This window comes from Alkalicoccus saliphilus, assembly GCF_003044065.1.
GTDB lineage: Bacteria > Bacillota > Bacilli > Bacillales > Salisediminibacteriaceae > Alkalicoccus > Alkalicoccus saliphilus.
In genome coordinates this window covers 66963-88791 of sequence record NZ_PZJJ01000001.1, presented here as the reverse complement: position 1 = coordinate 88791, position 21829 = coordinate 66963, and the positions used below count along the sequence as shown (strand labels likewise).

General features: G+C 44.1%; 21 protein-coding genes and 1 riboswitch. Of the genes, 15 read left to right on the top strand and 6 right to left on the bottom strand.

What is annotated here, in order from left to right; genetic code table 11:
* Positions 1-18 precede the first annotated feature (18 nt).
* From C6Y45_RS00460 to ribH, 5 genes are all read left to right on the top strand, one after another.
* Positions 19-453: a peptidylprolyl isomerase gene (locus tag C6Y45_RS00460; RefSeq protein WP_107582860.1), complete on the top strand. Its 435-nt coding sequence runs from the start codon at positions 19-21 to the stop codon at positions 451-453.
* Positions 454-541: 88 nt separating this feature from the next.
* Positions 542-692, top strand: a riboswitch (FMN riboswitch).
* Between the two features lie 160 nt (positions 693-852).
* Entirely contained in the window at positions 853-1941 is a 1089-nt protein-coding gene (ribD, locus tag C6Y45_RS00455; RefSeq protein ID WP_107582858.1) for a bifunctional diaminohydroxyphosphoribosylaminopyrimidine deaminase/5-amino-6-(5-phosphoribosylamino)uracil reductase RibD, read from the top strand.
* On the top strand, positions 1941-2594 hold the full coding sequence (ribE, locus tag C6Y45_RS00450; protein WP_107582857.1) for a riboflavin synthase: 654 nt from the start codon (positions 1941-1943) through the stop codon (positions 2592-2594). The genes ribD and ribE overlap by 1 nt, the downstream gene beginning before the upstream one ends.
* A gap of 92 nt (positions 2595-2686) precedes the next feature.
* Positions 2687-3886, top strand: coding sequence for a bifunctional 3,4-dihydroxy-2-butanone-4-phosphate synthase/GTP cyclohydrolase II (locus C6Y45_RS00445; protein WP_107582856.1), 1200 nt, complete (start codon positions 2687-2689; stop codon positions 3884-3886).
* 57 nt (positions 3887-3943) lie between these two features.
* Entirely contained in the window at positions 3944-4408 is a 465-nt protein-coding gene (gene ribH, locus C6Y45_RS00440; RefSeq protein ID WP_107582854.1) for a 6,7-dimethyl-8-ribityllumazine synthase, read from the top strand.
* A gap of 179 nt (positions 4409-4587) precedes the next feature.
* Here ribH and C6Y45_RS00435 read toward each other — a convergent pair whose 3' ends face one another.
* Positions 4588-5127, bottom strand: coding sequence for a DUF309 domain-containing protein (locus C6Y45_RS00435; RefSeq protein WP_107582852.1), 540 nt, complete (start codon positions 5125-5127; stop codon positions 4588-4590).
* Positions 5128-5254: 127 nt separating this feature from the next.
* Here C6Y45_RS00435 and C6Y45_RS00430 point away from each other — a divergent pair, with 127 nt between their 5' ends.
* Both C6Y45_RS00430 and scpB read left to right on the top strand, forming a co-directional pair.
* Complete coding sequence (locus C6Y45_RS00430; protein ID WP_107582850.1) at positions 5255-6025, top strand: segregation/condensation protein A; 771 nt, start codon at positions 5255-5257, stop codon at positions 6023-6025.
* The gene (gene scpB, locus C6Y45_RS00425) at positions 6013-6600 is read left to right on the top strand and encodes an SMC-Scp complex subunit ScpB (protein WP_107582847.1); all 588 of its coding nucleotides are present in this window, start codon (positions 6013-6015) and stop codon (positions 6598-6600) included. Before C6Y45_RS00430 ends, scpB begins: the two co-directional genes overlap by 13 nt.
* Positions 6601-6810: 210 nt before the next feature.
* Here scpB and C6Y45_RS00420 read toward each other — a convergent pair whose 3' ends face one another.
* The gene (locus C6Y45_RS00420; protein ID WP_107582844.1) at positions 6811-7611 is read right to left on the bottom strand and encodes an SDR family NAD(P)-dependent oxidoreductase; all 801 of its coding nucleotides are present in this window, start codon (positions 7609-7611) and stop codon (positions 6811-6813) included.
* A gap of 215 nt (positions 7612-7826) precedes the next feature.
* On the opposite strand from C6Y45_RS00420, the gene C6Y45_RS00415 reads away from it, so the two are divergent.
* Positions 7827-9242 carry a phospholipase D-like domain-containing protein gene (locus C6Y45_RS00415; RefSeq protein WP_107582842.1) on the top strand — a complete coding sequence of 472 codons (1416 nt, stop codon included), beginning with the start codon at positions 7827-7829 and terminating at the stop codon, positions 9240-9242.
* Between the two features lie 332 nt (positions 9243-9574).
* Here the strand turns inward: C6Y45_RS00415 and C6Y45_RS00410 are convergent, their stop codons facing one another.
* A complete protein-coding gene (locus C6Y45_RS00410; protein ID WP_107582840.1) occupies positions 9575-10396 on the bottom strand; it encodes an alpha/beta hydrolase in 822 nt (273 codons plus the stop codon).
* 169 nt (positions 10397-10565) lie between these two features.
* Between C6Y45_RS00410 and C6Y45_RS00405 the strand changes: the two genes are divergently transcribed.
* The 7 genes from C6Y45_RS00405 (at position 10566) to C6Y45_RS00375 (ending at position 17970) form a co-directional block, all read left to right on the top strand.
* Positions 10566-11285: a pseudouridine synthase gene (locus C6Y45_RS00405; RefSeq protein ID WP_107582838.1), complete on the top strand. Its 720-nt coding sequence runs from the start codon at positions 10566-10568 to the stop codon at positions 11283-11285.
* Between the two features lie 100 nt (positions 11286-11385).
* Positions 11386-11913 carry a thiol-disulfide oxidoreductase ResA gene (gene resA, locus C6Y45_RS00400; RefSeq protein WP_107582836.1) on the top strand — a complete coding sequence of 176 codons (528 nt, stop codon included), beginning with the start codon at positions 11386-11388 and terminating at the stop codon, positions 11911-11913.
* A gap of 12 nt (positions 11914-11925) precedes the next feature.
* Entirely contained in the window at positions 11926-13596 is a 1671-nt protein-coding gene (resB, locus tag C6Y45_RS00395; RefSeq protein ID WP_107582834.1) for a cytochrome c biogenesis protein ResB, read from the top strand.
* A 1-nt stretch (position 13597) separates the two neighbouring features.
* Positions 13598-14782: a c-type cytochrome biogenesis protein CcsB gene (gene ccsB, locus C6Y45_RS00390; protein WP_107582831.1), complete on the top strand. Its 1185-nt coding sequence runs from the start codon at positions 13598-13600 to the stop codon at positions 14780-14782.
* Between the two features lie 77 nt (positions 14783-14859).
* On the top strand, positions 14860-15582 hold the full coding sequence (locus C6Y45_RS00385) for a response regulator transcription factor (protein WP_107582829.1): 723 nt from the start codon (positions 14860-14862) through the stop codon (positions 15580-15582).
* Entirely contained in the window at positions 15579-17393 is a 1815-nt protein-coding gene (locus C6Y45_RS00380) for an ATP-binding protein (protein WP_146159133.1), read from the top strand. The genes C6Y45_RS00385 and C6Y45_RS00380 overlap by 4 nt, the downstream gene beginning before the upstream one ends.
* Before the next feature lie 19 nt (positions 17394-17412).
* Positions 17413-17970 carry a cob(I)yrinic acid a,c-diamide adenosyltransferase gene (locus tag C6Y45_RS00375; RefSeq protein WP_107582825.1) on the top strand — a complete coding sequence of 186 codons (558 nt, stop codon included), beginning with the start codon at positions 17413-17415 and terminating at the stop codon, positions 17968-17970.
* 188 nt (positions 17971-18158) lie between these two features.
* Here C6Y45_RS00375 and C6Y45_RS00370 read toward each other — a convergent pair whose 3' ends face one another.
* The 3 genes from C6Y45_RS00370 to C6Y45_RS00360 form a co-directional block, all read right to left on the bottom strand.
* The gene (locus C6Y45_RS00370; protein WP_107582822.1) at positions 18159-18977 is read right to left on the bottom strand and encodes a SurA N-terminal domain-containing protein; all 819 of its coding nucleotides are present in this window, start codon (positions 18975-18977) and stop codon (positions 18159-18161) included.
* Positions 18978-19501: 524 nt separating this feature from the next.
* Positions 19502-21115 carry a phosphoglycerate dehydrogenase gene (gene serA / locus C6Y45_RS00365; RefSeq protein WP_107582820.1) on the bottom strand — a complete coding sequence of 538 codons (1614 nt, stop codon included), beginning with the start codon at positions 21113-21115 and terminating at the stop codon, positions 19502-19504.
* Between the two features lie 320 nt (positions 21116-21435).
* Complete coding sequence (locus C6Y45_RS00360; RefSeq protein WP_107582818.1) at positions 21436-21684, bottom strand: ferredoxin; 249 nt, start codon at positions 21682-21684, stop codon at positions 21436-21438.
* Positions 21685-21829: the final 145 nt, after the last annotated feature.

Here is a 21829-nt window from a genome sequence, read left to right as displayed (position 1 = left end):
ATTATGGAGGTTGTACATATGAAAAAAGGCGAAATTAAATTCGAAAACGGAGAAGTTATTGAAATAGAATTTTTTCCGGAAGCAGCACCAGGAACAGTGGAAAACTTTGAAAAGCTGGCAAACGACGGCTTTTATAACGGATTAACTTTTCACCGTGTGATCCCTGGATTTGTAGCTCAGGGAGGGTGCCCGACAGGTAACGGCACGGGAGGTCCCGGATATACTATTAAGTGCGAAACAAAAGGAAACCCGCATAAACATGAAAAGGGAAGTCTTTCTATGGCTCATGCCGGAAAGGATACAGGAGGCAGCCAGTTTTTCCTCGTGCTTGCACCACAGCCTCATCTGGACGGGGTCCACACAGTATTCGGTAAAATGACTGCCGGCTTTGATACGCTTGACCGGATCAATCCAAACGATGTAATGCAGGAAGTTACTGTTTACGACGCATAATTGCTGAAGCTTGCTTCTTACAAAAAGATAGTGGTATAGTTACCTTAACTTTTTCACTATGATAAGCAGTGCCTACAATTCAATAAATATATTCCTTCGGGGTCGGGTGCAATTCCCAACCGGCGGTGATAAGACACTGTGTCTTTCAGTCCGTGACCCGTCTGCTTCTGTAAGAAGCAGCGGTGGATTTGGTGCAACTCCAAAGCCGACAGTAACAGTCTGGATGGGAGAAGGAAAAAACTTCTGGTGAATGTCATCTGCAGAGGGAGCAGTGTACCCTTTTTCAGCGACAGGCTGTTCACCGGATTTATGCAGAATTCTGCAAGTATGCCCTGAATGGATAATTATCTGTTCAGGGCGTTTTTTATAGTAATACATTTTAAAAGGAGAGAAGAGAGGATGAAAGAAAATTATATGAAGCTGGCTATTGACATGGCAGCTTCTGCAAAAGGCCAGACCTCTCCTAATCCACTCGTAGGAGCAGTTATTGTTAAGCAGGGAGAAGTTATCGGGCTTGGCGCCCATTTGAAAGCCGGAGAACAGCATGCAGAAAAACACGCGTTGAATATGGCAGGCAGCAGTGCAGAGGGGGCGGATATGTATGTGACACTTGAACCGTGCTCCCATACAGGTCGAACGCCTCCCTGTGCTGATGCGGTTATAGAGGCAGGTATTAAGCGGGTATTCATCGGCTCGGATGATCCTGACCCCAGGGTATCAGGACGGGGTATAAATAAGCTTCGTAAAGCCGGGGTGGAAGTTCATACCGGAATTTTAAAAGAAGAAACAGATGCCCTGAACTCCGTATTTTTTCATTTCGCAGTGACGAAGACGCCCTATGTGACATTGAAAATGGCTGCAAGTATTGATGGCAAAATTGCCGCTTCCAGTGGAGAAAGCAAATGGATTACCGGTTCCGCTTCCCGGATGGATGGACATCTTCTGCGTCATGAGAACGATGCCATCCTTGCCGGAATTGAAACAATTCTTGCTGACAATCCGCTGCTCACTACAAGACTTCCACAGGGAGGAAAAAACCCTCTCCGTGTCATACTTGACTCCAGGCTCCGCATACCCTCGGAAGCTAAAGCTTTGAATGAGGACGCACCTTCGTGGATTTTCACGACAGAACAGGCTGAAGAGTCCAGAATCAGGGAGCTTCGGGAGGCCGGCGTGACTGTTACAGTAATGTCCGGTTTTACGATTCAGCTTGACGAAGTGATGGAAAAGCTTGGACAGGCGGACGTGACATCACTTCTCGTGGAGGGAGGAGGAACCGTTCACGACAGTTTTCTGAGAGAAAAATTGTTCCAGCAGGTTGTCCTTTATATGGCACCTTTATTAATAGGCGGAAAAGACGCCCCTTCGTCCGTTTCCGGATCCGGTATCCACAGACTGGCGGACGTTCCGCGTCTGAAGCTTCTTTCGGTGGAACGGCTCGGTGAAGATACTAAACACATTTTTCATAGAGAAAGTAGGAATGACTAATGTTTACAGGAATAATTGAAGAAAAAGGAAAAGTTGAATCCGTCGATCAGCAGGGAGAAGCTATCGTTATGTCAGTATATGCCCCCACTATCCTGACTGATGTAAAGCAAGGGGACAGCATTTCTGTGAACGGTGTATGTCTGACAGTTACTTCTTTTACAGATACGGCATTTACGGTTGATATGATGCCGGAAACTGTCAGAGCTACGAGTCTCAGAGATGTTCAGGCAGGTTCAGAAGTGAATCTGGAGCGGGCGATGGCAGCGGGGGGAAGATTTGGAGGTCATTTCGTCAGTGGTCACGTAGACGGCACTGGAACAATTATTAATAAAAAAGCAGAAGACAATGCAGTGTATTATGAAATAGAAATTGATCCGGTACTCAGGCCCTATCTTTCACTGAAGGGAAGCGTGGCCGTTGATGGTACGAGCCTGACAATTTTTGGAGTCACACAGTCAACGTTTACTGTGTCAATTATTCCACACACGCTGCAGGAAACTGTTATCGGGTCAAAGGAAGCCGGTGATCCTGTCAATATTGAATGCGATATGCTGGCCAAATACGTTGATGAACTGCTTAAACATAAATTTCGCATGACGGACAATCCTGCTCCCGTGACAGAAGATTTTTTAAATAACCATGGTTTCAAGTAATGGATCGGCAGATACCGTGTCATTAAGAAGCTGATATAAATATGTTTTCGGTGAAACCCTAATATAGAGTGTTTAAGAAGGAGGCCGGTGTTATGAATTACTTTGATCCAGTTGAAGAAGCAATATATGCCCTGGCACAGGGGGAAGTAGTTATAGTATGTGATGATGAGGATAGAGAAAATGAAGGAGATTTTATTTCGCTGGCAGAAAAAACGACGCCGGAAGTAATTAACTTTATGATTACCCATGGACGGGGACTCGTCTGCACACCTGTCACCGAAGAACGTGCTTCCAAATTAAACCTCGTTCCTATGGTGGACCGGAATTCCGATCCTCACGGCACAGCATTTACAGTAAGTGTGGATCATAAACACACGACGACTGGTATTTCTGCTCAGGAGAGAGCGATGACTGTACAGGCACTGATTGATGAAGATACTAAACCAGCTGATTTTCAACGCCCGGGGCATATTTTTCCACTCATCGCAAAAGACGGGGGTGTACTGAGGAGAGCCGGTCATACAGAAGCAGCAGTTGATCTTGCCCGTATGGCAGGTGGGAAGCCTGCAGGTGTTATCTGTGAAATCATGAATGCAGATGGTACGATGGCACGGGTGCCGGAGCTTCGTCAAATTGCTGACGAACACGATTTGAAAATGGTGACTATCAAAGACTTAATTAAATACCGTAACCGCAAAGACAAACTCGTGCAGCGGGAAATAGAAATCAAGCTTCCTACTGATTATGGGGATTTCCGGGCCATTGGATACTCCAATGTAGTGGATGGGAAGGAACATGTAGCCATTGTAAAAGGTGAAATCGGCGGGAATAAGCCTACGCTCGTTCGTGTGCACTCAGAATGTCTGACGGGAGATGTATTCGGCTCAAGAAGGTGCGACTGCGGACCGCAGCTTCACGCAGCTTTAAGCCAGATTGAGGCAAACGGCTCCGGAGTTGTGCTCTATATGCGTCAGGAGGGCAGAGGTATCGGGCTGTTAAACAAAATGAGAGCTTATAAACTTCAGGAAGAGGGCATGGATACGGTGGAAGCCAATGAAAAGCTCGGTTTCGGACCGGATCTCCGGGATTATGGAATAGGAGCCCAGATTCTCAGGGATTTAGGCATTAGAAAAATGAAGCTGCTGACGAACAACCCGAGAAAAATAACGGGCCTTCAAGGATACGATCTGGAAATTGTTGATCGTCTGCCGCTTCAGCTGCCCCATTCAAGAGACAATGAAAAATATTTGAAGACGAAAAAAGACAAGCTTGGTCATATGCTCCATCTGTAATAATAAACTTAATTACTATTATTAAACGCAAACCGTCATTAGAGGAGATGATACACAATGGGAAAAGTATTCGAAGGACATTTATCGGGACAAGGTTTAAAAATAGCAGTAGTAACTGCGAGGTTTAATGATTTTATAACAGCAAGACTGCTCGAAGGAGCTCAGGCAGCCTGCAGGCGTCACGGCGTTTCCGAGGATGATGTGGATGTAGCATGGGTTCCTGGAGCTTATGAACTTCCATTCATTGCAAAAAAAATGGCGGATACAGGAAAATATGATGCTGTCGTAACACTTGGTACAGTTATCCGCGGAGCCACTCCGCATTTTGACTATGTATGCAGCGAAGCTGCCAAAGGTGTTTCCCAGGCAGGAATGGGTAGCGGGGTTCCGGTGATTTTTGGAGTAATTACGACTGATACAATTGAACAGGCAGTCGAGCGGGCAGGAACGAAAGCAGGAAATAAAGGCTGGGATGCAGCTGTATCAGCTATAGAAATGGCAAATTTAAATAACTCCTTTTAAGTTTAAGGCATTCTGAAGATATACACCCGGAATATGAAATAGAGAGGCTGTCTCAAAAGGGTCGTGCTCTCTCACTTATGGGATATCCGCTTGTTTAAATAAGAATATACTAAAAGAGAAATAGTCTTCAGCATAATTTGAACAAAAACCTCTGAACAGCATCCTGTTCAGAGGGTTTTTTAGTACTGCCGTTTAGTCTGTTTCTCAAGTAGTGAAGTCTTGCGGGCTTGAATAACTTCTGTTCTGTCACGAAGACGGTGCCTGTAAACAAGTTCTTTACCAGCGCGGCGGTCGTCTGTATTCCATACGATCCTGCGATTTTCTGCTGTTTCCCGGCATTCAGCAAGAAGCTTTTCATCTGTTACCGGCAGATTCATCGGATAGTAAGGCATTCTATTTTTTATTAAAAACAGCCTTTCCTCGATTTGATCATTCAGCCGGGAGACATCAATACTTAAGCGCTCAAACCTTGTCTTTTCCGACTGAAGGTGTCCAAGCACACGCCTGTAAAGTTTTACACTGCCTGCGTAGTTTTCCTGCCGTTCATGATACACTGCAACTGCCAGCTGGATAAGTGCGAGCCACTGAATTTCCCGGTTCTGTTCAAGCCAGTATTCCTCCAGAATTTCATGGCATTCAAAATAGTCTCTTGTACCGTGGAAATGTATAAGGAATTCTTTGTATTCTGATGGATAGTCATGAATTACATTTGTCCGCAAAAGGCAACTCTCCTCTGCAAATAATACTCTCTATATCATAAAGCACAGAATACATTTTGTGAAGAAAAATCAACCGCACCAGAAAGCCCATATGATATAATAGCGCTCGTAAAGGGAGGAAGAAACTATGGGATACAGTGTTAAGCTGCATGCATTTGAAGGTCCTCTCGATCTTCTGCTGCACCTGATACAAAAGAATGATCTGGATCTTCAGGATATTCCTGTTAAAGAAATAACAGATCAGTATATGACATATATTCATGCGATGCAGGTGCTGGAGCTTAATGTTGCCAGTGAATACCTCGTAATGGCTTCCACACTGCTTCACATGAAAAGCCAGCTTCTTCTGCCAATTGAGGAAAATAGCTGGGACGAAGAAATATTAATCGAAGAAGAAGAAATAACAAAAGATAACCTTCTTGATAAACTGAAAGAATATAAACAGTTTAAAGAAGCAGCCGGATCGCTGAAGGAAAAAGAAATGGAAAGAAGCGAACTGTTCACGAAGCCGGTTTCTGACCTGACTCCTCTTATGGAAGAAGCCAGGGAAAAAGGAGAGACCCACGTCAGGGCGACAGTCTACGATATGCTGAAGGCTTTCAGCCGGATAAATAAAAGAAAAAAACAGGAGCAGCACTCAAACAGGGTAACGAAGGTTGCGAGAGAAGAGATACCTATTGAAAAAAAGATGGAAGAGGTGCTGCTGCGGCTGCATTCCTTTAAGGGGGAAACGCTGTTTTCACGACTTTTCGAAAGAAAAGAAAAACAGGAAATGGTTGTGACGTTCCTGGCACTCCTTGAATTAATGAAAGCGGATCGGATTGTTTGTATGCAGGACGGACATTACAAAGATATAAAAATTAAACAGAAAGCAGGCGGAACACCATGGCAGCAGTAAACAAAAAAGCAGTCCTGGAAGGTCTGCTGTTTGTAGCAGGGGACGAGGGAACAGAAAAAGACCAGCTCATGGAAGTACTGGACCTTGATAAAGAACAACTTGAGCCTCTTATAGAAGAATTGAAAAAAGAATATGAAAAAAGCGAAAGAGGAATGCAGATTCAGGAGGTGGCTGGAGGTCTGAAATTCACTACAAAAAAAGAACACGCAGAGTTTTATAAAAAACTTGTGCGTTCACCTTCATCTGCCGCACTGTCACAGGCTGCACTCGAAGCTTTAGCTGTTATTGCATACAGGCAGCCGGTTTCCAGAATGGATATTGAAGAAATTAGAGGGGTTAAAACAGAGAGACCGCTCCGGACGCTGCAGGCTAAAGGTCTCGTAGAACAAAACGGAAGACAGGAAGGAACGGGCCGGGCCATTTTATATGGGACGACTAATCATTTTCTTGATCAATTCGGTTTATCATCGCTGAACGATCTCCCGCCGTTTCCGGAACAGGCAGAAGAAAAAGAGGAAGAAGACTACGATTTGTTTTTTGAGAAATTTCAAAAGGCAGCAGCCGAGGATAAGTGATTTATCAGGCTGAAAGGGGAGGTCCCATAAGGAATGGAGCACGGCTCCACTCGTGCTGTTCAGGCTGTCTCAATGAACCTTCTGAGACAGCCTCTTTTGTTAAAAAATTGCCGAATCATTTCTCATTCAGCAGTTGAGTCCTCGTCTCCATGTTTAAAATACCTGTGGAGATTAAGGTAGGGCATAAAGACGAAAGTCCTGTAAAACTTCTTACCTCATGACACTTCCACCCGATATTTTTAATGATTCGCCTACAATGTTGCCGGATGCTCCGGATAGCAGATATAAAATAGCTGAAGCTACTTCCTCAGGAGTCGTAATCCTGCCTGAAGGAAGATCTTTCTGGACTGCTTCAAGCTGTTCATCGTAAGTAATTCCGGCACGAAAAGCTTTTTTATCAAGTATATTTCTGGCCATTTCTGTATCAACGAATCCCGGGCAGACAGCGTTGACCCGGATGCCGTATTCTATTGCTTCGAGAGCGAACGACTGTGTAAATCCAATAAGCGCAAATTTTGAACCGGCGTATGCTGTATTGCCATACGTCCCACGCAGGCCCGAGAGGGAGGAAACGTTAACGATATTCCCACGGCGTTCTTTTTTCATTTCTTTGTAAACAAGCTGGGAAAACATTACCTGTGAAGTGAAATTTGTTTCCATTACGTGGATAATTTCGTTTTCTTCAATGTTTTCTACGAGATCTCCCCCCGTTATACCGGCTGCATTTACGAGACCGGTTATTTCACCGAAGTGGGTTCTCGCTTCCTGGACGATTTTTTCTCTGTCCTCCGGATTATTTAAATCTCCTGCTACGATAAGTATACGGCTTCCTTCAGACTGGTAGTGGGCAGACTGCATCAATTTATTCAGTTTTTCTTCGTTCCTGCCGCAGGCAGTTACTTTTGCCCCGGTTTTCAAAAGCTCCATAGCCGTAACATAGCCGATCCCTCCGGTAGCTCCAGTCACAATGATGTGATCATTAGCAAATAAGTTATCAGAAAATATACCCATGAATAATCCTCCTTCAGTTATTATGCTTCTTATTTCCCTACTATAAAAAGATAAAACAAGTCCATTTATCCTGTAAATCAGAAGATTGCCTGCAGCATTCACAGCTTCCGAATTGCAGGAGTGATGAGCGTCGTATTGAGGGTATATAATAATAGATATTATTACCTGTAAAAGAAGTGCATCATCCATAATTTAACAGCAGAGGAGCAGACGCTATGAAAATAACGAAAAGCCCAACCCGCCTTATTTCAGCTTTGATTCTTTTGATAGTTCTTGCGGCAACGTTGTATGGGCTTTTCAAACCGATTCCTGATAATACTTCCTACGAAGGAGAGATGCACGCAGCGGAGGATGTATCATTTCTCTACAATCGATCAATCAATGATGATGGAGAAAGAATTTTTGAGGAGGAAATTTTTTCTGCAATGATCGAAGGGATTGAAGAGGCAGAAGAAATGATCGTCCTGGATGTCTTTATGTTTAATGACATGGCTGAAGGCGAATTTCCGGGTGTAAGCAGAGAAATAGCCGAAGCACTGATTCATAAAAAAGAGTATCATCCGGAAATGCCGATAACGGTTATCACCGATCCTATTAATACTTCCTATTATTCCCATGAATCGGAGCTGCTGAACGAAATGGAAGAAGCAGGTATTCAAGTAGTGATTACAGATATTACAAATCTTCAGGATTCCAATCCGCTCTATTCGGGAGTATGGCGGGCGTTCATTCAATGGTTCGGCCAGAGCGGACCGGGGTGGATAGAAAATCCGTTTGATCCGGACGCCCCGGAAATGACTGCCAGATCTATACTTAAATTAATGAATGGACGTGCAAATCACCGCAAAGTGTTTTTTACAGAAAAATCCGGACTTATATCCTCTGCAAATATTCACGACGAAAGCTATTACTATACCAATACCGGCTTTCAGGTTTCGGGAAAAGTACTGGAAGATATTTATGAGACTGAACAGGCGGTTTTGAACTTTTCTTCCGGCGTTCGTCTTCCGGATTTTCATGTTGAGGAAGAAGAAGGGGATTACGATGTCCAGGTTCTGACTGAAGGTGCAAACTTTCAAAGAGTGCAGGAAATGCTGGATGAGGCTGAGGCAGATAATGAAGTATGGATTGGGGTGTATTTTATATCCGATCCGGAAATAATTGAATCAATCGAAGAGGCGGCTTTAAGAGGTGTAGAAATAAATATGATACTGGATCCGAACGAAAGTGCTTTCGGTATTGAAGTTTTCGGAATGCCGAATCGTCCGGTTGCTGAAGATTTAATGGAAAGTACGGGGGGATCGTTGACGATCCGCTGGTACAACACGCTTGATGAGCAGTTTCACCCTAAAATGATGGCAGTTTATTCTGAAGACATTGCGAAAATGATCGCCGGCTCCGCCAACTTTTCCAGCAGAAACATGAGAAATAACAATCTGGATACCAACTTATACGTGGAGTCCCCGCCTGATGCAGAAGCGGCAGTCGAAGTAAGAGAGTGGTTCGAGGAGATTTGGTATAATGAATCCTATAAGTACACGGCCGGCTATGAGGAATACGAAAACCCTCATTCTGCCTGGCGTCAGTGGGTCTACCGTCTGCAGAAAATATCCGGCGTGACAACGTACTGACTCAGCCGGAGAATTTGGTTTCAGGCTGTTTATAAACGAAGGTTCAAAATAAACAGAAGCTGAAGATCGTGGATACACAGTTATCAGCACGATCCAAAACTTGATTAATAAGCGAAAAGAAGGTGTCTCTTTCAGGCATCTTCTTTCTTCAAGTGATGGCTCACAGGTATATACAGGCTTTATGAAAGATTTCTTAAAACACAAGTGCGGCTGGAGCTCTTTCTACCTGACATAGAGAAAGCTTTCGGTCTCTCTTCCGTAGGAGAAATAAAATTACGGTTAATTATACGCCCCGCTGTACAGAGTCTGCTGAAATTATTAAAAAAGTATCTTTAAGAAGATTCTATTTGTGCAAGAAAAATCTTAATTTCCTCGTGAAATTCTCCACTCTGATGCAGAGAGTTGTGGTCATAACCTTCGATCTCCACTTGATGTACCTCTCCTTTCCAGCTATTAAATGTTACATAGGAATGATCCGGGGGAATTACTCTGTCCTCTGAAGCGGTAATACCGAGCAGGGGAGCTTCCGAGTGCGCCGCCATGCTGCTTACTTCAAAAGGGTGCCGGATAAACATAGATATGGGAAGGTATGGATACCGGTGGGACTGAAGTGCTTCCCGGCTGTCGTAAGGAGATATGAGTACGACGCCGGCGGGATCTCTGCTGCTTGCTGTATGAGCTGCAGGCGCTGTGCCCATGCTTCTCCCCATAACTGCAATACTGCTGTCTTTTACTTTTTCGTGAGAAGAAGCATAATCGTAAAGTAGAAGAGCATCTTCAAATAAAGTGGATTCTTCCGGCGCGCCTGAACTTTTGCCATAGCTGCGGTAGTTCATGAAAAGAACAGACCAGTCTTCAGGTATATTATATTGTTCAATACCAGCGGAAGCCTCTTCTGCGTTACCTCCGAAATAAATAAGCAGTGGGGCAGGTGTCGTGCCCGCATGCTGAATCCAGCCGTGGAGAATTTCCCCGTCATCTGTTTCCAAATGAAGTTCTTCTGTATTATCCCATTCCGAATTTACTTCTTCGACTCTTTCCTCTGTAATGTCAGCTCCTATAAAAAGCATGTTGTCCTGGCTGCCGAGTATCTGCCAGGCATGAAATAAATAAACTGCCGAAACAGCTGTTATTAAAAGCAGAATAATTTTCAAAAAAGGCACCCTTCCCTTCGCTGATTGGTACGGTTTTAATCTATCCGACTGACGGATGGACACTGCAGCTTCAGCCTTTCTTTCACACGAAATCCGAGGTACAATATAATACTGGGGCTGTATGCACCAGTAGTCGTTGTCGTGATGATAACATAAAGGAGAGATTTTAATGGAAAGACTTCAAAAAATTATAGCAAATGCCGGCATTACGTCCAGAAGAAAAGCTGAGACGCTTATTACCGGCGGCAAAGTCAAAGTTAACGGCGAAACAGTCACAGAACTGGGTTTTAAAGCCGATATACACCAGGATGAAATTATAGTTAACGGGGTACCGCTCGAAAAAGAAGAACCGGTATACTTCCTGCTTTATAAACCTTCGAACGTTATTTCAAGTGTGAAAGATGAGTCCGGAAGAAAAGTTGTTACGGACTTTATTCCTGCAGAGCAGCGGATATATCCAGTAGGAAGACTCGACTTTGATACTTCAGGTGTCCTGATAATGACGAACGATGGAGAATTCGCCAACATGCTTATGCATCCGAAATACAAAGTGGAAAAAACGTACATTGCCAAAGTTGAAGGCATTCCGTCCAAACAGGCTGTACAGAAGCTCAACAGGGGAGTGAAGCTGGAAGACGGCAAAACAGCTCCCGGCTTCGCAAAAGTCCGCAAAACCGATAATAAAAAAGGTACGGCCATTATTGAACTCACGATTCATGAAGGCCGCAACCGGCAGGTACGTAGAATGCTCGAAGCAGTCGGTCATCCGGTAATTAAGCTCAAAAGAGAACGCTACGGGATTCTCGATTTAAAGGGAATGAACGCAGGTGAATACCGGGAGTTAAAGCCTCATGAAGTAAAAAAACTGCGTGAACTCTCTGTCACATAAATTTCAATAAAGTATCATTATTCATACCTGTAGTTTTTGGATACAAATGATAAGATAAATGGGAAACAGTCAAAAAACCTATTTTCTAGGGGGATGCCTTATGAAAAAGAAGCGTCTCTGGATGCGGACGACAATACTGCTCGTTATGCTTGCAGCTATAGGATATACATTCTATAATCATTTTTCGGAAGAAAGAGGACTGGTGGATCAGGGGGATGAAGCCCCGAACTTTGTTCTGGAGGATATGGAAGGCGAACGGGTTGAACTTTCTGATCTGCAGGGGCAGGGAGTTTATATGAATTTTTGGGCAACTTACTGTACCTACTGCCGCGATAAAATGCAGGTGCTGAACGATCATTACGAAGAATACGAAGAAATGGGTGTGAAGGTGCTGAACATCAATGTGGATGAAACTACTCTTCAGGTGGAACGGCATCAGCAGCGGTATGATCTTGATTTTGATTTGTACATTGACCGGAACATGCTGGTCGGCAATGCCTACGGTGTAGGGGTTCTCCCTTCCGTATATCTTGTTGACGATCAGGGGGAGGTAAAAGAGCGTCAAGTCGGAGGGAAAACAGAAGAACAGGTAATTGATGCTCTTGACAGCCTCGTGCCGGAAAATTAATGGGGGATTTGTATGAACAAAGAAACATGTGAATGCGGACATAAAAATCCTTATGGGACGTACTTATGTGAATCGTGCGGAAAACCGCTGAAAGAAGACGGCCGGCTCGCCAACATGAGATATGAAGGGGTGGCAAGACGCTCCCAGACTTACAAACGGTCCGTCGTCGACAAAGTGTGGAATTTCTTTTCGTCGGTAAAAGTTGGTATCTGGATTATCGTGCTGATTCTTGTCACGTCTTCCATCGGAACGCTGTTTCCTCAGGAGATGTATATTCCGCCGGGAGAGGATCCTTCTTTATACTATGCACAGGAGTATGGCATACTCGGACAGCTTTACTACGATCTGGGATTTCATAACCTGTACAGCTCCTGGTGGTATATGCTTCTCATTGCAGCACTCGGAATTTCACTTGTAATAGCAAGCCTCGACAGGTTTGTACCCCTTTACCGGGCGTTAAAAAAACAGCGGGTGACAAGACATGCTGCCTTTATGAAAAAGCAGCGGGTATATGGAGAAGGTCTTTCATCAAATGCCGATCTGGAAAGCGTAAAAGATAAACTGAAGTCTAAACGGTATAAAGTCCGGGAAGAGAATGGGAATCTGCTGGCGGAAAAAGGACGCTTCGCCCGCTGGGGACCGTACGTCAATCATATTGGACTGATTATTTTTCTTATCGGAGGAATGCTCCGCTTTTTCCCAGGAATGTACCTTGACGACTATGTATGGATCCGGGAAGGTGAAACAGAAGTAATCAGCGGAACAGATGGGGAATATTTTGTGGAAAACAATGAATTTCTCGTCGAATTATATGATGATCAGAACGAGGATATTTTTCAGGAAGCATTAATGCGGGAAGACGCTCCGGTCGTTTCCAACTATCAGACAAACGCCAGCCTCTACAAACGTGCGGAGGGCGGCAGTATTGGAAGTGAAACAGAGCTTGAACATGTTAAAGATCATGAGATCAGAGTAAACGAGCCGCTTACTTTCGAAGGTATTTCTCTTTACCAGGTGGATTATAAGATTAACGAACTTTCTAATTTTACTTTTACCCTGGAATCAGAGACAGCGGATGAAGATCAGCTGGAAGAGGTTGTTTTTAACGTGGATCTGAATGATCCGCAGATGTATTATGATTATGATAATGGCTATCAGGTGGAAATTATCGAGTATTTCCCTAATTTCTACGTGAGTGATGATGGAGAACCGATGACGATGAACCGTGTGCCGGATAATCCTCGAATTATCTTTGAAGTTTTCCCGCCGGATACAGACCCGGAAACAGACACGGGAGAAATCAGTATGATCGGAGTGCAGGTAAACGAGGCGTTAAATGAAGGACACGAGCACCGCATCAGTATGCAGGACGTAGAACTTGTGGATGTGACAGGATTAACTGTACGCAGAGACCATACGCTGCCAATAATCATCGTTGGGGGATCTATTTTCATGGTTGGTCTAATCCAGGGATCGTACTGGCATCACCGGAGAATATGGATTCAGCAGAAAGACGGCCGGATGCTGGTTGCAGGGCACGCCAATAAAAACTGGCATGCGCTGAAAAATGATATTGCGTTTATCAGTGAAGGTACGAACCTGCCTGAAGTTCATGATCAGCTGGATGAAGAAGAGAAAATAGAAGAAGACAAATCGAAGATGAGTGAAGGAGGCAGCCGATAAAATGTTTGAGTTAAGCAGCACGCTCCTGTTTGTCGCATTCGGACTGTATATGGCAGCAACAATTTTCTTTGCGGTCTCAATTACGGGGAAAAAATTTAAAAACCGCCGAGGAATAGAGGCGAATAAATCGGGTCTGTTTGGTTACATCAGTGCCGTGGGCGGATTTATCTCCGCTCTGGCGTACTTCGTGACCAGATGGCTTGCCGTAGGATACGCTCCGGTGAGTAATATGTTTGAATATACTACTGCTCTCGGAATCGCTATGTCTCTTGCTTTTGTGATAATCTATCCAATTTACAAAAATAATTATCTCGGGCTGTTTACGATGCCTGTTGTTATGCTGATTATTGCTTACGCTTCCATGTTTCCTGTAGAAGCTCAGCCGCTGATACCGGCGCTTCAGTCCAACTGGCTGTTTATTCACGTCATTACTACAGCTATCGGCCAGGGAATTCTTGCAATCGGTTTTGCCGCAGGGGTCCTTTACCTCGTCAGAATGATTGATTTTACGAAAGCTTCCAAGAAAGTAAAAGGCATAGAGTTTATTATGTTTACACTGCTTGCAACAGTAGCCTATGTAATGATCGGTATTGGCTTTGGGGCGGCGGACTATACGGCAACATTTGAGTACGTCAATGAATTTGGAGAGACATCAGAAATCGATTATCCCCTGCCTCCTATAGTAGGGCCAAATGAAGGAGAACTCGTTTCTGAACAAGGTTTTAACCCGGTTATTTCCATGCCGGAATTCATTCGGAGTGATGACGTAAATACGGTGTTGTGGTCCGTATTAGGCGGCTTACTTCTATACGGGGGTCTCCGTTTTGGCTTTAGGAAACCCGTAGCCGGTGCTCTTCAGCCGCTCGTACGCAACGTAAATCCTCAGACGGTGGATGAAATCAGCTACCGCGCAATTGCTATCGGTTTCCCTGTGTTCACTCTTGGAGGACTGATTTTTGCAATGATCTGGGCACAGATCGCCTGGACCCGTTTCTGGGGCTGGGATCCAAAAGAAGTATGGGCTCTTATCACGTTTTTATTTTATGCAGCTTATCTCCATCTTCGTCTTTCACGTGGGTGGCAGGGAGAAAAAAGTGCCTGGCTCTGTGTTATAGGGTTTGCTTTGATCATGTTTAACCTGATTTTCGTAAACCTGATAATCGCCGGACTTCACTCTTACGCTTAACTTCGATACAATATAAATATGTAATGAAAAGGCTGTCCGATAAATGCATTGGACAGCCTTTTGCTGGAGGGATAATAATGAATGCAGAATCAACAAGTATTCTTGTAGTAGATGATGAAGAGCGTATCAGGCGTCTGCTGAGAATGTACCTTGAAAAAGAGCAGTACACTGTAAACGATGCTGAAAATGGTGAATCAGCATTGGAGATGGCTTTAAATAAGGATTTTGATCTTATAATTCTTGATTTAATGATGCCGGGAATGGATGGAATAGAAGTCTGTGAAGAAATCCGCAAACAAAAAGCGACACCGATTATTATGCTGACAGCAAAAGGGGAGGAAGTAAACCGGGTCCAGGGATTCGAAGCAGGAACCGACGATTACATCGTAAAGCCTTTCAGTCCCCGGGAAGTAGTGCTCCGGGTCAAAGCACTGCTCCGGCGGTCGTCTTCCACTAAGTTTCTTCAAACAGAAACAAAAACAAAAGAATTGTTTGAATTCCCTCATCTTACTATTGATAATGAAGCCCACCGGGTCACCGTGGACGGCAGTCTTATTAACTTAACACCAAAAGAGTACGAGCTGCTGCTGTACCTTGCCCAGGCACCTGATAAAGTATTTGCACGGGAGCAGCTTTTAAAAGACGTATGGAACTATGAATTTTTCGGGGATTTGAGAACAGTCGATACACATGTTAAAAGACTCCGTGAAAAGCTGAGTCATGAGGATCCGAAAGCTGCTGAGATGATTAAGACAGTCTGGGGGGTAGGTTATAAGTTCGAGGTCCAGGATCAGGCATGATGTTCTGGAGAAGTGTCGTAGGCAAGCTGTGGTTCACTATACTTCTTCTCGTTTCAGTAGTACTTTTAGTACTGACTGTACTTCTTATGGAATATTTCGAAAGATTCCATACTGAGCAGGCGGAAGGAGAACTGCTGAATCATGCAAATCTCATCGTAACTTTTCTTGAAAACGAATCCACAGAGGATGCCGCTGTCAATGTGAGTCAAATTATTTCAGAATCCTATGCGGCAAGGGCGCTTGTAATCGGGGAAAATGATTACTGGTATACTTCAGAGGAAGATGAGGAGTCGATACCCCTTTCTTTGTTTTATGAAGATGAAAATCTTTCTGAGGTGCTGCACGAAGAGGCTACGGTAATCACGCACGGTGACTTTACGGATGCCAGCCGGGAAGGGCGCAGCGGGGAAATTATAGTTGTCGGAATGCCGGTAAGTTTCGCGGGTGGGGAAGAAGGTTCTCTTTTCTTATACCAGTCGCTGGATGTTATTGAAGAAGCCTCTGACCAGACAAAACAGATTATCTTTTTTTCGGCAGGAATAGCGATTATTCTAACGACAGTTTTTGCGTTTTTCCTGACCTCCCGGATTACAGCTCCACTGAGGCAGATGCGGGCGGCATCACTTGAAGTGGCAAAAGGAAACTTTGACACAAAAATACCTATTCAGACAAAAGACGAAATCGGACTTCTTGCAATGGCTTTTAATCGGATGCGCAGAGCACTTAATACAAACCTGCATGCACTGAATCAGGAAAAAGAGCAGCTCTCAAGAATACTAAGTTCCATGGCTGACGGAGTAATGACGTTTGATAAAAGGGGACAGGTGAAAATCACAAATCCACCCGCCGGAGAATTTATTGATGCCTGGAGATATGAAGAACAGGTTTCCAGAGGGGAAGAACCATTTCATTTGAAAGAGCTTTTTGATCAAGTCGTTTCTGACGAAGAAGAAGTCGTTGATGAGATCGTTATTCAGGGAAGAACCTGGGTAATATTAATGACTCCGCTTTATGACAATGAAGCAATCCGCGGAGCCGTCGCAGTTCTGCGTGATATGACGGAAGAGCGCCAGCACGATAAACTGCGAAAAGACTTCATCGCCAACGTTTCCCATGAACTGCGCACGCCAATCTCTCTGCTCCAGGGCTACAGCGAAGCAATTGTGGACGGTATTGCTGAAACGGAAGAAGAAAAAAAAGAAATGGCCCGCGTTATTTATGATGAATCACTTCGGATCGGAAGGCTTGTCAACGAACTGCTGGATTTAGCAAGAATGGAAGCAGGTCACTTCAGCCTTTCCAGGGAACAGGTTGATATTCCCTGTTTTGCAGATAAAATACTGAGAAAATTCCAGGTGATTGCCCGTGAACAGCATGTGGACCTGCAGGGAGATATCAATCCACCGTCTAAAGAGGTGTTTGCAGATCCGGACCGTCTTGAACAAGTCGTAACTAATTTGATTGATAACGCTATCAGGCACACACCGGAACATGGGAAAGTCATTTTTAAAGTGTATGGAACAGAAGCAGGGCTGAGAATTGATATAAAAGATACAGGTTCAGGTATACCTGAGGAGGACCTTCCTTTTGTATTTGAAAGGTTTTATAAAGCGGACAAAGCACGGACGAGAGGAAGGGCAGGAACTGGTCTTGGACTCGCGATTGTAAAAAACATTGTCGAGGCACATAATGGTAAAGTTACTGTACACAGTAAATTGGAGGAAGGCACAACGTTTAGTGTCGTGCTTCCTTTTGCGGAACCCGACAGTTTTCATACAACCGGCTTTCCGGATGGACGGGGTTCCGACTAATAGAAAGAAGGTGCTGATTATGAAAATTTATACGAAAAAAGGGGATAAAGGAGAAACCCAGCTGATCGGCAGGAGGGTTCGTAAAACGAATTCAAGGGTAGAAGCTTACGGCACTGTCGATGAATTAAACAGTTTTATCGGGGTCGCTTCCGTAGCGTTAAAATCAGGAAAAACAAAAGATATTTATGAAGAACTGCTCACTATTCAGCACGAACTTTTTGATCTTGGTGGAGATCTTGCCAATGTAAGTGGAAAGACAGAATGGGCACTGAATACTGAATCGGTGGAAAGACTGGAATTACGAATTGATGCATACTGGGATGAATCACCTCCAATAAACACCTTTATTCTTCCAGGTGGTCATGAAGGAGCCGCTCATCTGCATGTTTGCCGCACGGTTGCCAGAAGGGCGGAAAGACTGGCAAGCGGAATCGATGATGACGATCCGCTGCCACCTGCAGCACTTCCTTACTTAAACAGAATATCTGATTTTTTCTTTGCAGCCGCCCGGGCAGTGAATGCACGTACCGGGTTTGAAGATATTTTGTATGCCCGGGGAAAAAACGAATTCAAATAATGGTATTCAGAAGAGAAATACCATCTAAAATCCTCTCCGGATCGATTGTTAAGCAGGTTTTAAGCTGCGGTGAGGTGCAGGAGGTGTCCGGAGGATAAAATAATTATTCTATCGTGATAACCTTAACCAACAAGCTGAAAAAGAGCGTCCCCGCATCGTGGCTGGGGACGCTCTTTTTTTCATTTAAACTACAGCAGTATTTCGACGTCCGCGCTGTCCCGGAGATCTTCTATATACTGATTTTGTCTAAGCTGCTCTTCCAGATCTTCCTGGACATCTTCAAATTCTGAATCAGCCATTTCCGGATCATTGGCGGCAGCCATTTCATAATATTCCCGGACTTCATCTTCTTCTACTTCGTATTCCCCTTCATCAAGGTGTTCCATTGAAAGAAGCTGTTCCACTACTGATACCTGGCGAATTTCCTCTTCCAGGTCTTCCTCTGAATAACCTTGAGAATCCAATGCTTCTTCAAACTGCTCTTCTGTTTCAAACTGGGCACGGATTTCTTCAATTTCTTCTTCCACTTCTTCTTCATCTGCTTCGAAACCCTCTTCTTCTGCTTCCTGAGCAAGAATTGTCTGGTTAATCAGCTGATCAAGGAACTGCTGCTGAAACTGCATCATCATCATTGCTGTTTCTTCATCTTCCATTTCCTGCTGGGCAAACATAGTTTCAAACTGAGCAAGCTGTCCCTGTAATTCACCGCTTGTTATTTCTTCTCCATTTACGACAGCAACTGGTTCTTCCGGATCCTGATCCATGAATTCCATTGCTTCTTCCGGATCTCCATCTTCCGTTGCTTCATCGTTCGTTTCTGTATCATCGTTCATTTCCGTTTCGGTGTTATTTTCCGATTCATTTACTTCGGTATTATTTTCGGTTTCAGCGTTATTTTCTTCTGTATTAGCATTGTCATTTCCATTATTTTCATTGCCGCATGCTGCAGCAACAAGAAGTGTAGTGAGTGACAATGTAAGCAGACCATTTTTAGACATTTTTTTCATTAGAGTAATCAACCTTTCTATTATATATCCCTGACTGTACCCACTTTATCACAAAATGTGTGAAATTATCAATTTTCTAAATCTATAAAACTGTGTAGGATGCCTGTCGTGACAGGCATTATGCCGAAAAAGATTTCTATACATTCCACTATTTTTAAAAATATAAAAGAAGTATGAAAGCAGACATTCATTTTTATTTTCAGGGCAGCTTTATAAAAAGAAATTGTGATTATACAGTTAAGTGTACGTAGAGCTGGTCCGGCTCTGAAGAAAACCTCCGAAGAAGCTGCTTGAAAGAGGAAGACTCTTTGTAAAAATGACGACATGGAAAACAGAAGGAGCTGATCAGTCGGCCGTCTGGGACAGGTGGTAGATAGTTAAATGATAGGTGAAAAATAGCCGGCATGAAACGACCTCAAAAAGAAGAGGCTGTCCCGAAAAAGAAACGGAACAGCCTTCAGAGTACGTCGAAACTTACTTTGACTTATAAGCAGCCGTTTTTCAGCCGCATTTTATACAGAAGCTTATAGTTCGATAGCAGATACGGAATTTATTTCCTCAATTTCAACAAAAGACTGAAGTACTTCTTCACTGCACTCCTTGTCTGTTGCAAGCAGCATAATTGCTTCGCCGCCTTCCTGCTTTCGTCCCACCTGCATCGTTGCAATATTTACATCGTGTGTGCCAAGGAGCTGACCGACTTTACCGATCACACCCGGGCGGTCATTGTGTCTGACATAAAGAGTATGCCGGGCCGGCTGAAAGTCGAGCTGGAATCCATTAATCTTCACAATTCTCGCTCCGAATTCTTTGCTGTACGTGCCATGAATATGAATAGCGCTGTTTTCTCCCTGAACGATCGCCTTAACAAAATTGGCATAACCCTGAGACTCACTTTCATGACGTTCCGAAACTTCCACGTCACGTTCTTTCGCTACAAGAGAGGCATTTACCTCATTAACATAATCATCGATACGGTGCCTGAAAAATCCGGCAAGAAAACTTCTGTTGAACAGGCCGGTTTCCTGATCGGATATTTCACCTGCGTAACTGATTTCAATCTGCTTTACAGGTTCCCGGAACAGCTGGGAAGCCGTGTCCCCGAGTGTTTTTGTCAGTTGTGTAAAAGGTGAAAATTTTTCAAAAGAATCCTGATCCAGATACGGAAGGTTCAGGGCATGGGGGGCAGGACTCCCTGTCAAATAATCGAGTACTTCCTGAGAAACAGACTCTGCTACATTCTGCTGGGCCTCAGAAGTGGAGGCAGCAATGTGCGGAGTAGTAATTACTTCCGGCAGCTTTGTAAGCGGGTGATCCACAGCAGGTTCCTCTTCAAATACGTCTATTCCGGCACCTTTTACATGACCGGAAACGATGGCATCATATAAAGCTTCCTCATCAATGATTCCACCACGGGCGCAGTTTAATATGAAAACGCCTTTTTTCGTTTTTTTCAACGTTTCATTGTTTAAAAGCCCCTTCGTTTCTTTCGTTAAAGGAGTATGAACTGTAATGACATCGCTCTCCTTAAGAATTTCATCAAGCGTTACAGCTTTTACGTGATTTTTTTCAGCCCGGCTCTGGGTAAGGAAAGGGTCAAAAGCAAGTACATTCATCCGGAAGGCTCTGGCACGCTGGGCAATTTCTGCACCGATTCTTCCAAAACCGACGATGCCGAGTGTTTTGCCGCGCAGTTCGGAGCCCTGGTAAAGCTTCCGGTCCCAGCGCCCTTCCCTCATAGACTGATTAGCCTGAGGAATGTTCCGAACGAGGGATGCGAGCATTGCAAAAGTATGTTCAGCTGTTGAAATCGTATTTCCGTCAGGAGCGTTAATAACTACGACTCCGTGGGCCGTCGCAGCATTGAGATCAACGTTGTCCACACCAACACCGGCCCGGCCGATAATCTTCAGGTTCGGAAGTTTTTTAAGTACTTCCGAATCAACGGTGGTAGCGCTCCGGATCAATAAAGCATCGATCGTTTCCAGGGGAACCTGCGTTTCATGGATATTTTCCCGGATGACGTGAGTAGCCGAACTTTCAAGGATCGGTTTAAGGCCGTCTTCACTCATGTTATCGGAAACAAGAACTGTATAGGTCCCCTTTTGCTGCTGCACAGGATTTTCTACTTGTACCATGCGATAATCTCCACCTTTTCTCATTCTGTGATTTACTCATATTAACATGAAATTCAGAAGATTTGCACGTACATTGCAAAAAAACATTAGTTTTTGAGGTGAGGACGGAAAAGTCTGACAAATAAAGCGATTTCATTCGTTCAGGAGCGTTTCACTATAGAAAATCTTCCGCTTTTAAGCCAGCATTGTGTACAAAATAATGAAAATTTGTACCGGCCTGTTAAGGATACGCTGCAAAGTTCACAGAGAAGCTTCAGATGCCGTAATTAAAAGACGAGAAAATAAAAAACCGCAGCTGTCAAAGCCGCGGTTCACATTTTCTATTCGAATTTCAGCGGGTCGCCGTTAAATGGTTCTTCGGCGATTTTAATCGAGTCGGTAGGACAGCCGTCGAAGGCATCTTCCAGATCCTCGTAAAGATCTTCCGGAACGGCTTCTGTACCGGCGTTATCGTCAAGAATAACGTAGGCAATGCCTTCGTCATCATAATCATAAATATCAGGTGCTGCTGCTCCACACGCTCCACACGCGATGCATGTATCTTTATCAACAATCGTAAATTTTGCCATTTATATAACCTCCCAAGTAATTAAGTGATTCTGCAGTACCGGTGCATTAAGTAAAGCTTAACATAAGTTGAAAATCCAGTCTGCACGATCGAACAAGTGTAAGTAATCTACGCTTTACAATTGTATAGGTTCTTTCTGTACTTTT

Excerpts from the sequence above, each read along its gene's own strand:
- C6Y45_RS00370 (WP_107582822.1), bottom strand. The coding sequence starts at position 18,977 with ATGAAAAAAATGTCTAAAAATGGTCTGCTTACATTGTCACTCACTACA.
- C6Y45_RS00380 (WP_146159133.1), top strand. The coding sequence starts at position 15,579 with ATGATGTTCTGGAGAAGTGTCGTAGGCAAGCTGTGGTTCACTATACTT.
- ribH (WP_107582854.1), top strand. The coding sequence starts at position 3,944 with ATGGGAAAAGTATTCGAAGGACATTTATCGGGACAAGGTTTAAAAATA.
- C6Y45_RS00360 (WP_107582818.1), bottom strand. The coding sequence starts at position 21,684 with ATGGCAAAATTTACGATTGTTGATAAAGATACATGCATCGCGTGTGGA.
- resA (WP_107582836.1), top strand. The coding sequence starts at position 11,386 with ATGAAAAAGAAGCGTCTCTGGATGCGGACGACAATACTGCTCGTTATG.
- C6Y45_RS00420 (WP_107582844.1), bottom strand. The coding sequence starts at position 7,611 with ATGGGTATATTTTCTGATAACTTATTTGCTAATGATCACATCATTGTG.
- C6Y45_RS00405 (WP_107582838.1), top strand. The coding sequence starts at position 10,566 with ATGGAAAGACTTCAAAAAATTATAGCAAATGCCGGCATTACGTCCAGA.
- serA (WP_107582820.1), bottom strand. The coding sequence starts at position 21,115 with ATGGTACAAGTAGAAAATCCTGTGCAGCAGCAAAAGGGGACCTATACA.
- C6Y45_RS00445 (WP_107582856.1), top strand. The coding sequence starts at position 2,687 with ATGAATTACTTTGATCCAGTTGAAGAAGCAATATATGCCCTGGCACAG.
- C6Y45_RS00460 (WP_107582860.1), top strand. The coding sequence starts at position 19 with ATGAAAAAAGGCGAAATTAAATTCGAAAACGGAGAAGTTATTGAAATA.
- C6Y45_RS00430 (WP_107582850.1), top strand. The coding sequence starts at position 5,255 with ATGGGATACAGTGTTAAGCTGCATGCATTTGAAGGTCCTCTCGATCTT.
- resB (WP_107582834.1), top strand. The coding sequence starts at position 11,926 with ATGAACAAAGAAACATGTGAATGCGGACATAAAAATCCTTATGGGACG.
- ribD (WP_107582858.1), top strand. The coding sequence starts at position 853 with ATGAAAGAAAATTATATGAAGCTGGCTATTGACATGGCAGCTTCTGCA.
- scpB (WP_107582847.1), top strand. The coding sequence starts at position 6,013 with ATGGCAGCAGTAAACAAAAAAGCAGTCCTGGAAGGTCTGCTGTTTGTA.
- C6Y45_RS00375 (WP_107582825.1), top strand. The coding sequence starts at position 17,413 with ATGAAAATTTATACGAAAAAAGGGGATAAAGGAGAAACCCAGCTGATC.
- C6Y45_RS00385 (WP_107582829.1), top strand. The coding sequence starts at position 14,860 with ATGAATGCAGAATCAACAAGTATTCTTGTAGTAGATGATGAAGAGCGT.
- ribE (WP_107582857.1), top strand. The coding sequence starts at position 1,941 with ATGTTTACAGGAATAATTGAAGAAAAAGGAAAAGTTGAATCCGTCGAT.
- ccsB (WP_107582831.1), top strand. The coding sequence starts at position 13,598 with ATGTTTGAGTTAAGCAGCACGCTCCTGTTTGTCGCATTCGGACTGTAT.
- C6Y45_RS00415 (WP_107582842.1), top strand. The coding sequence starts at position 7,827 with ATGAAAATAACGAAAAGCCCAACCCGCCTTATTTCAGCTTTGATTCTT.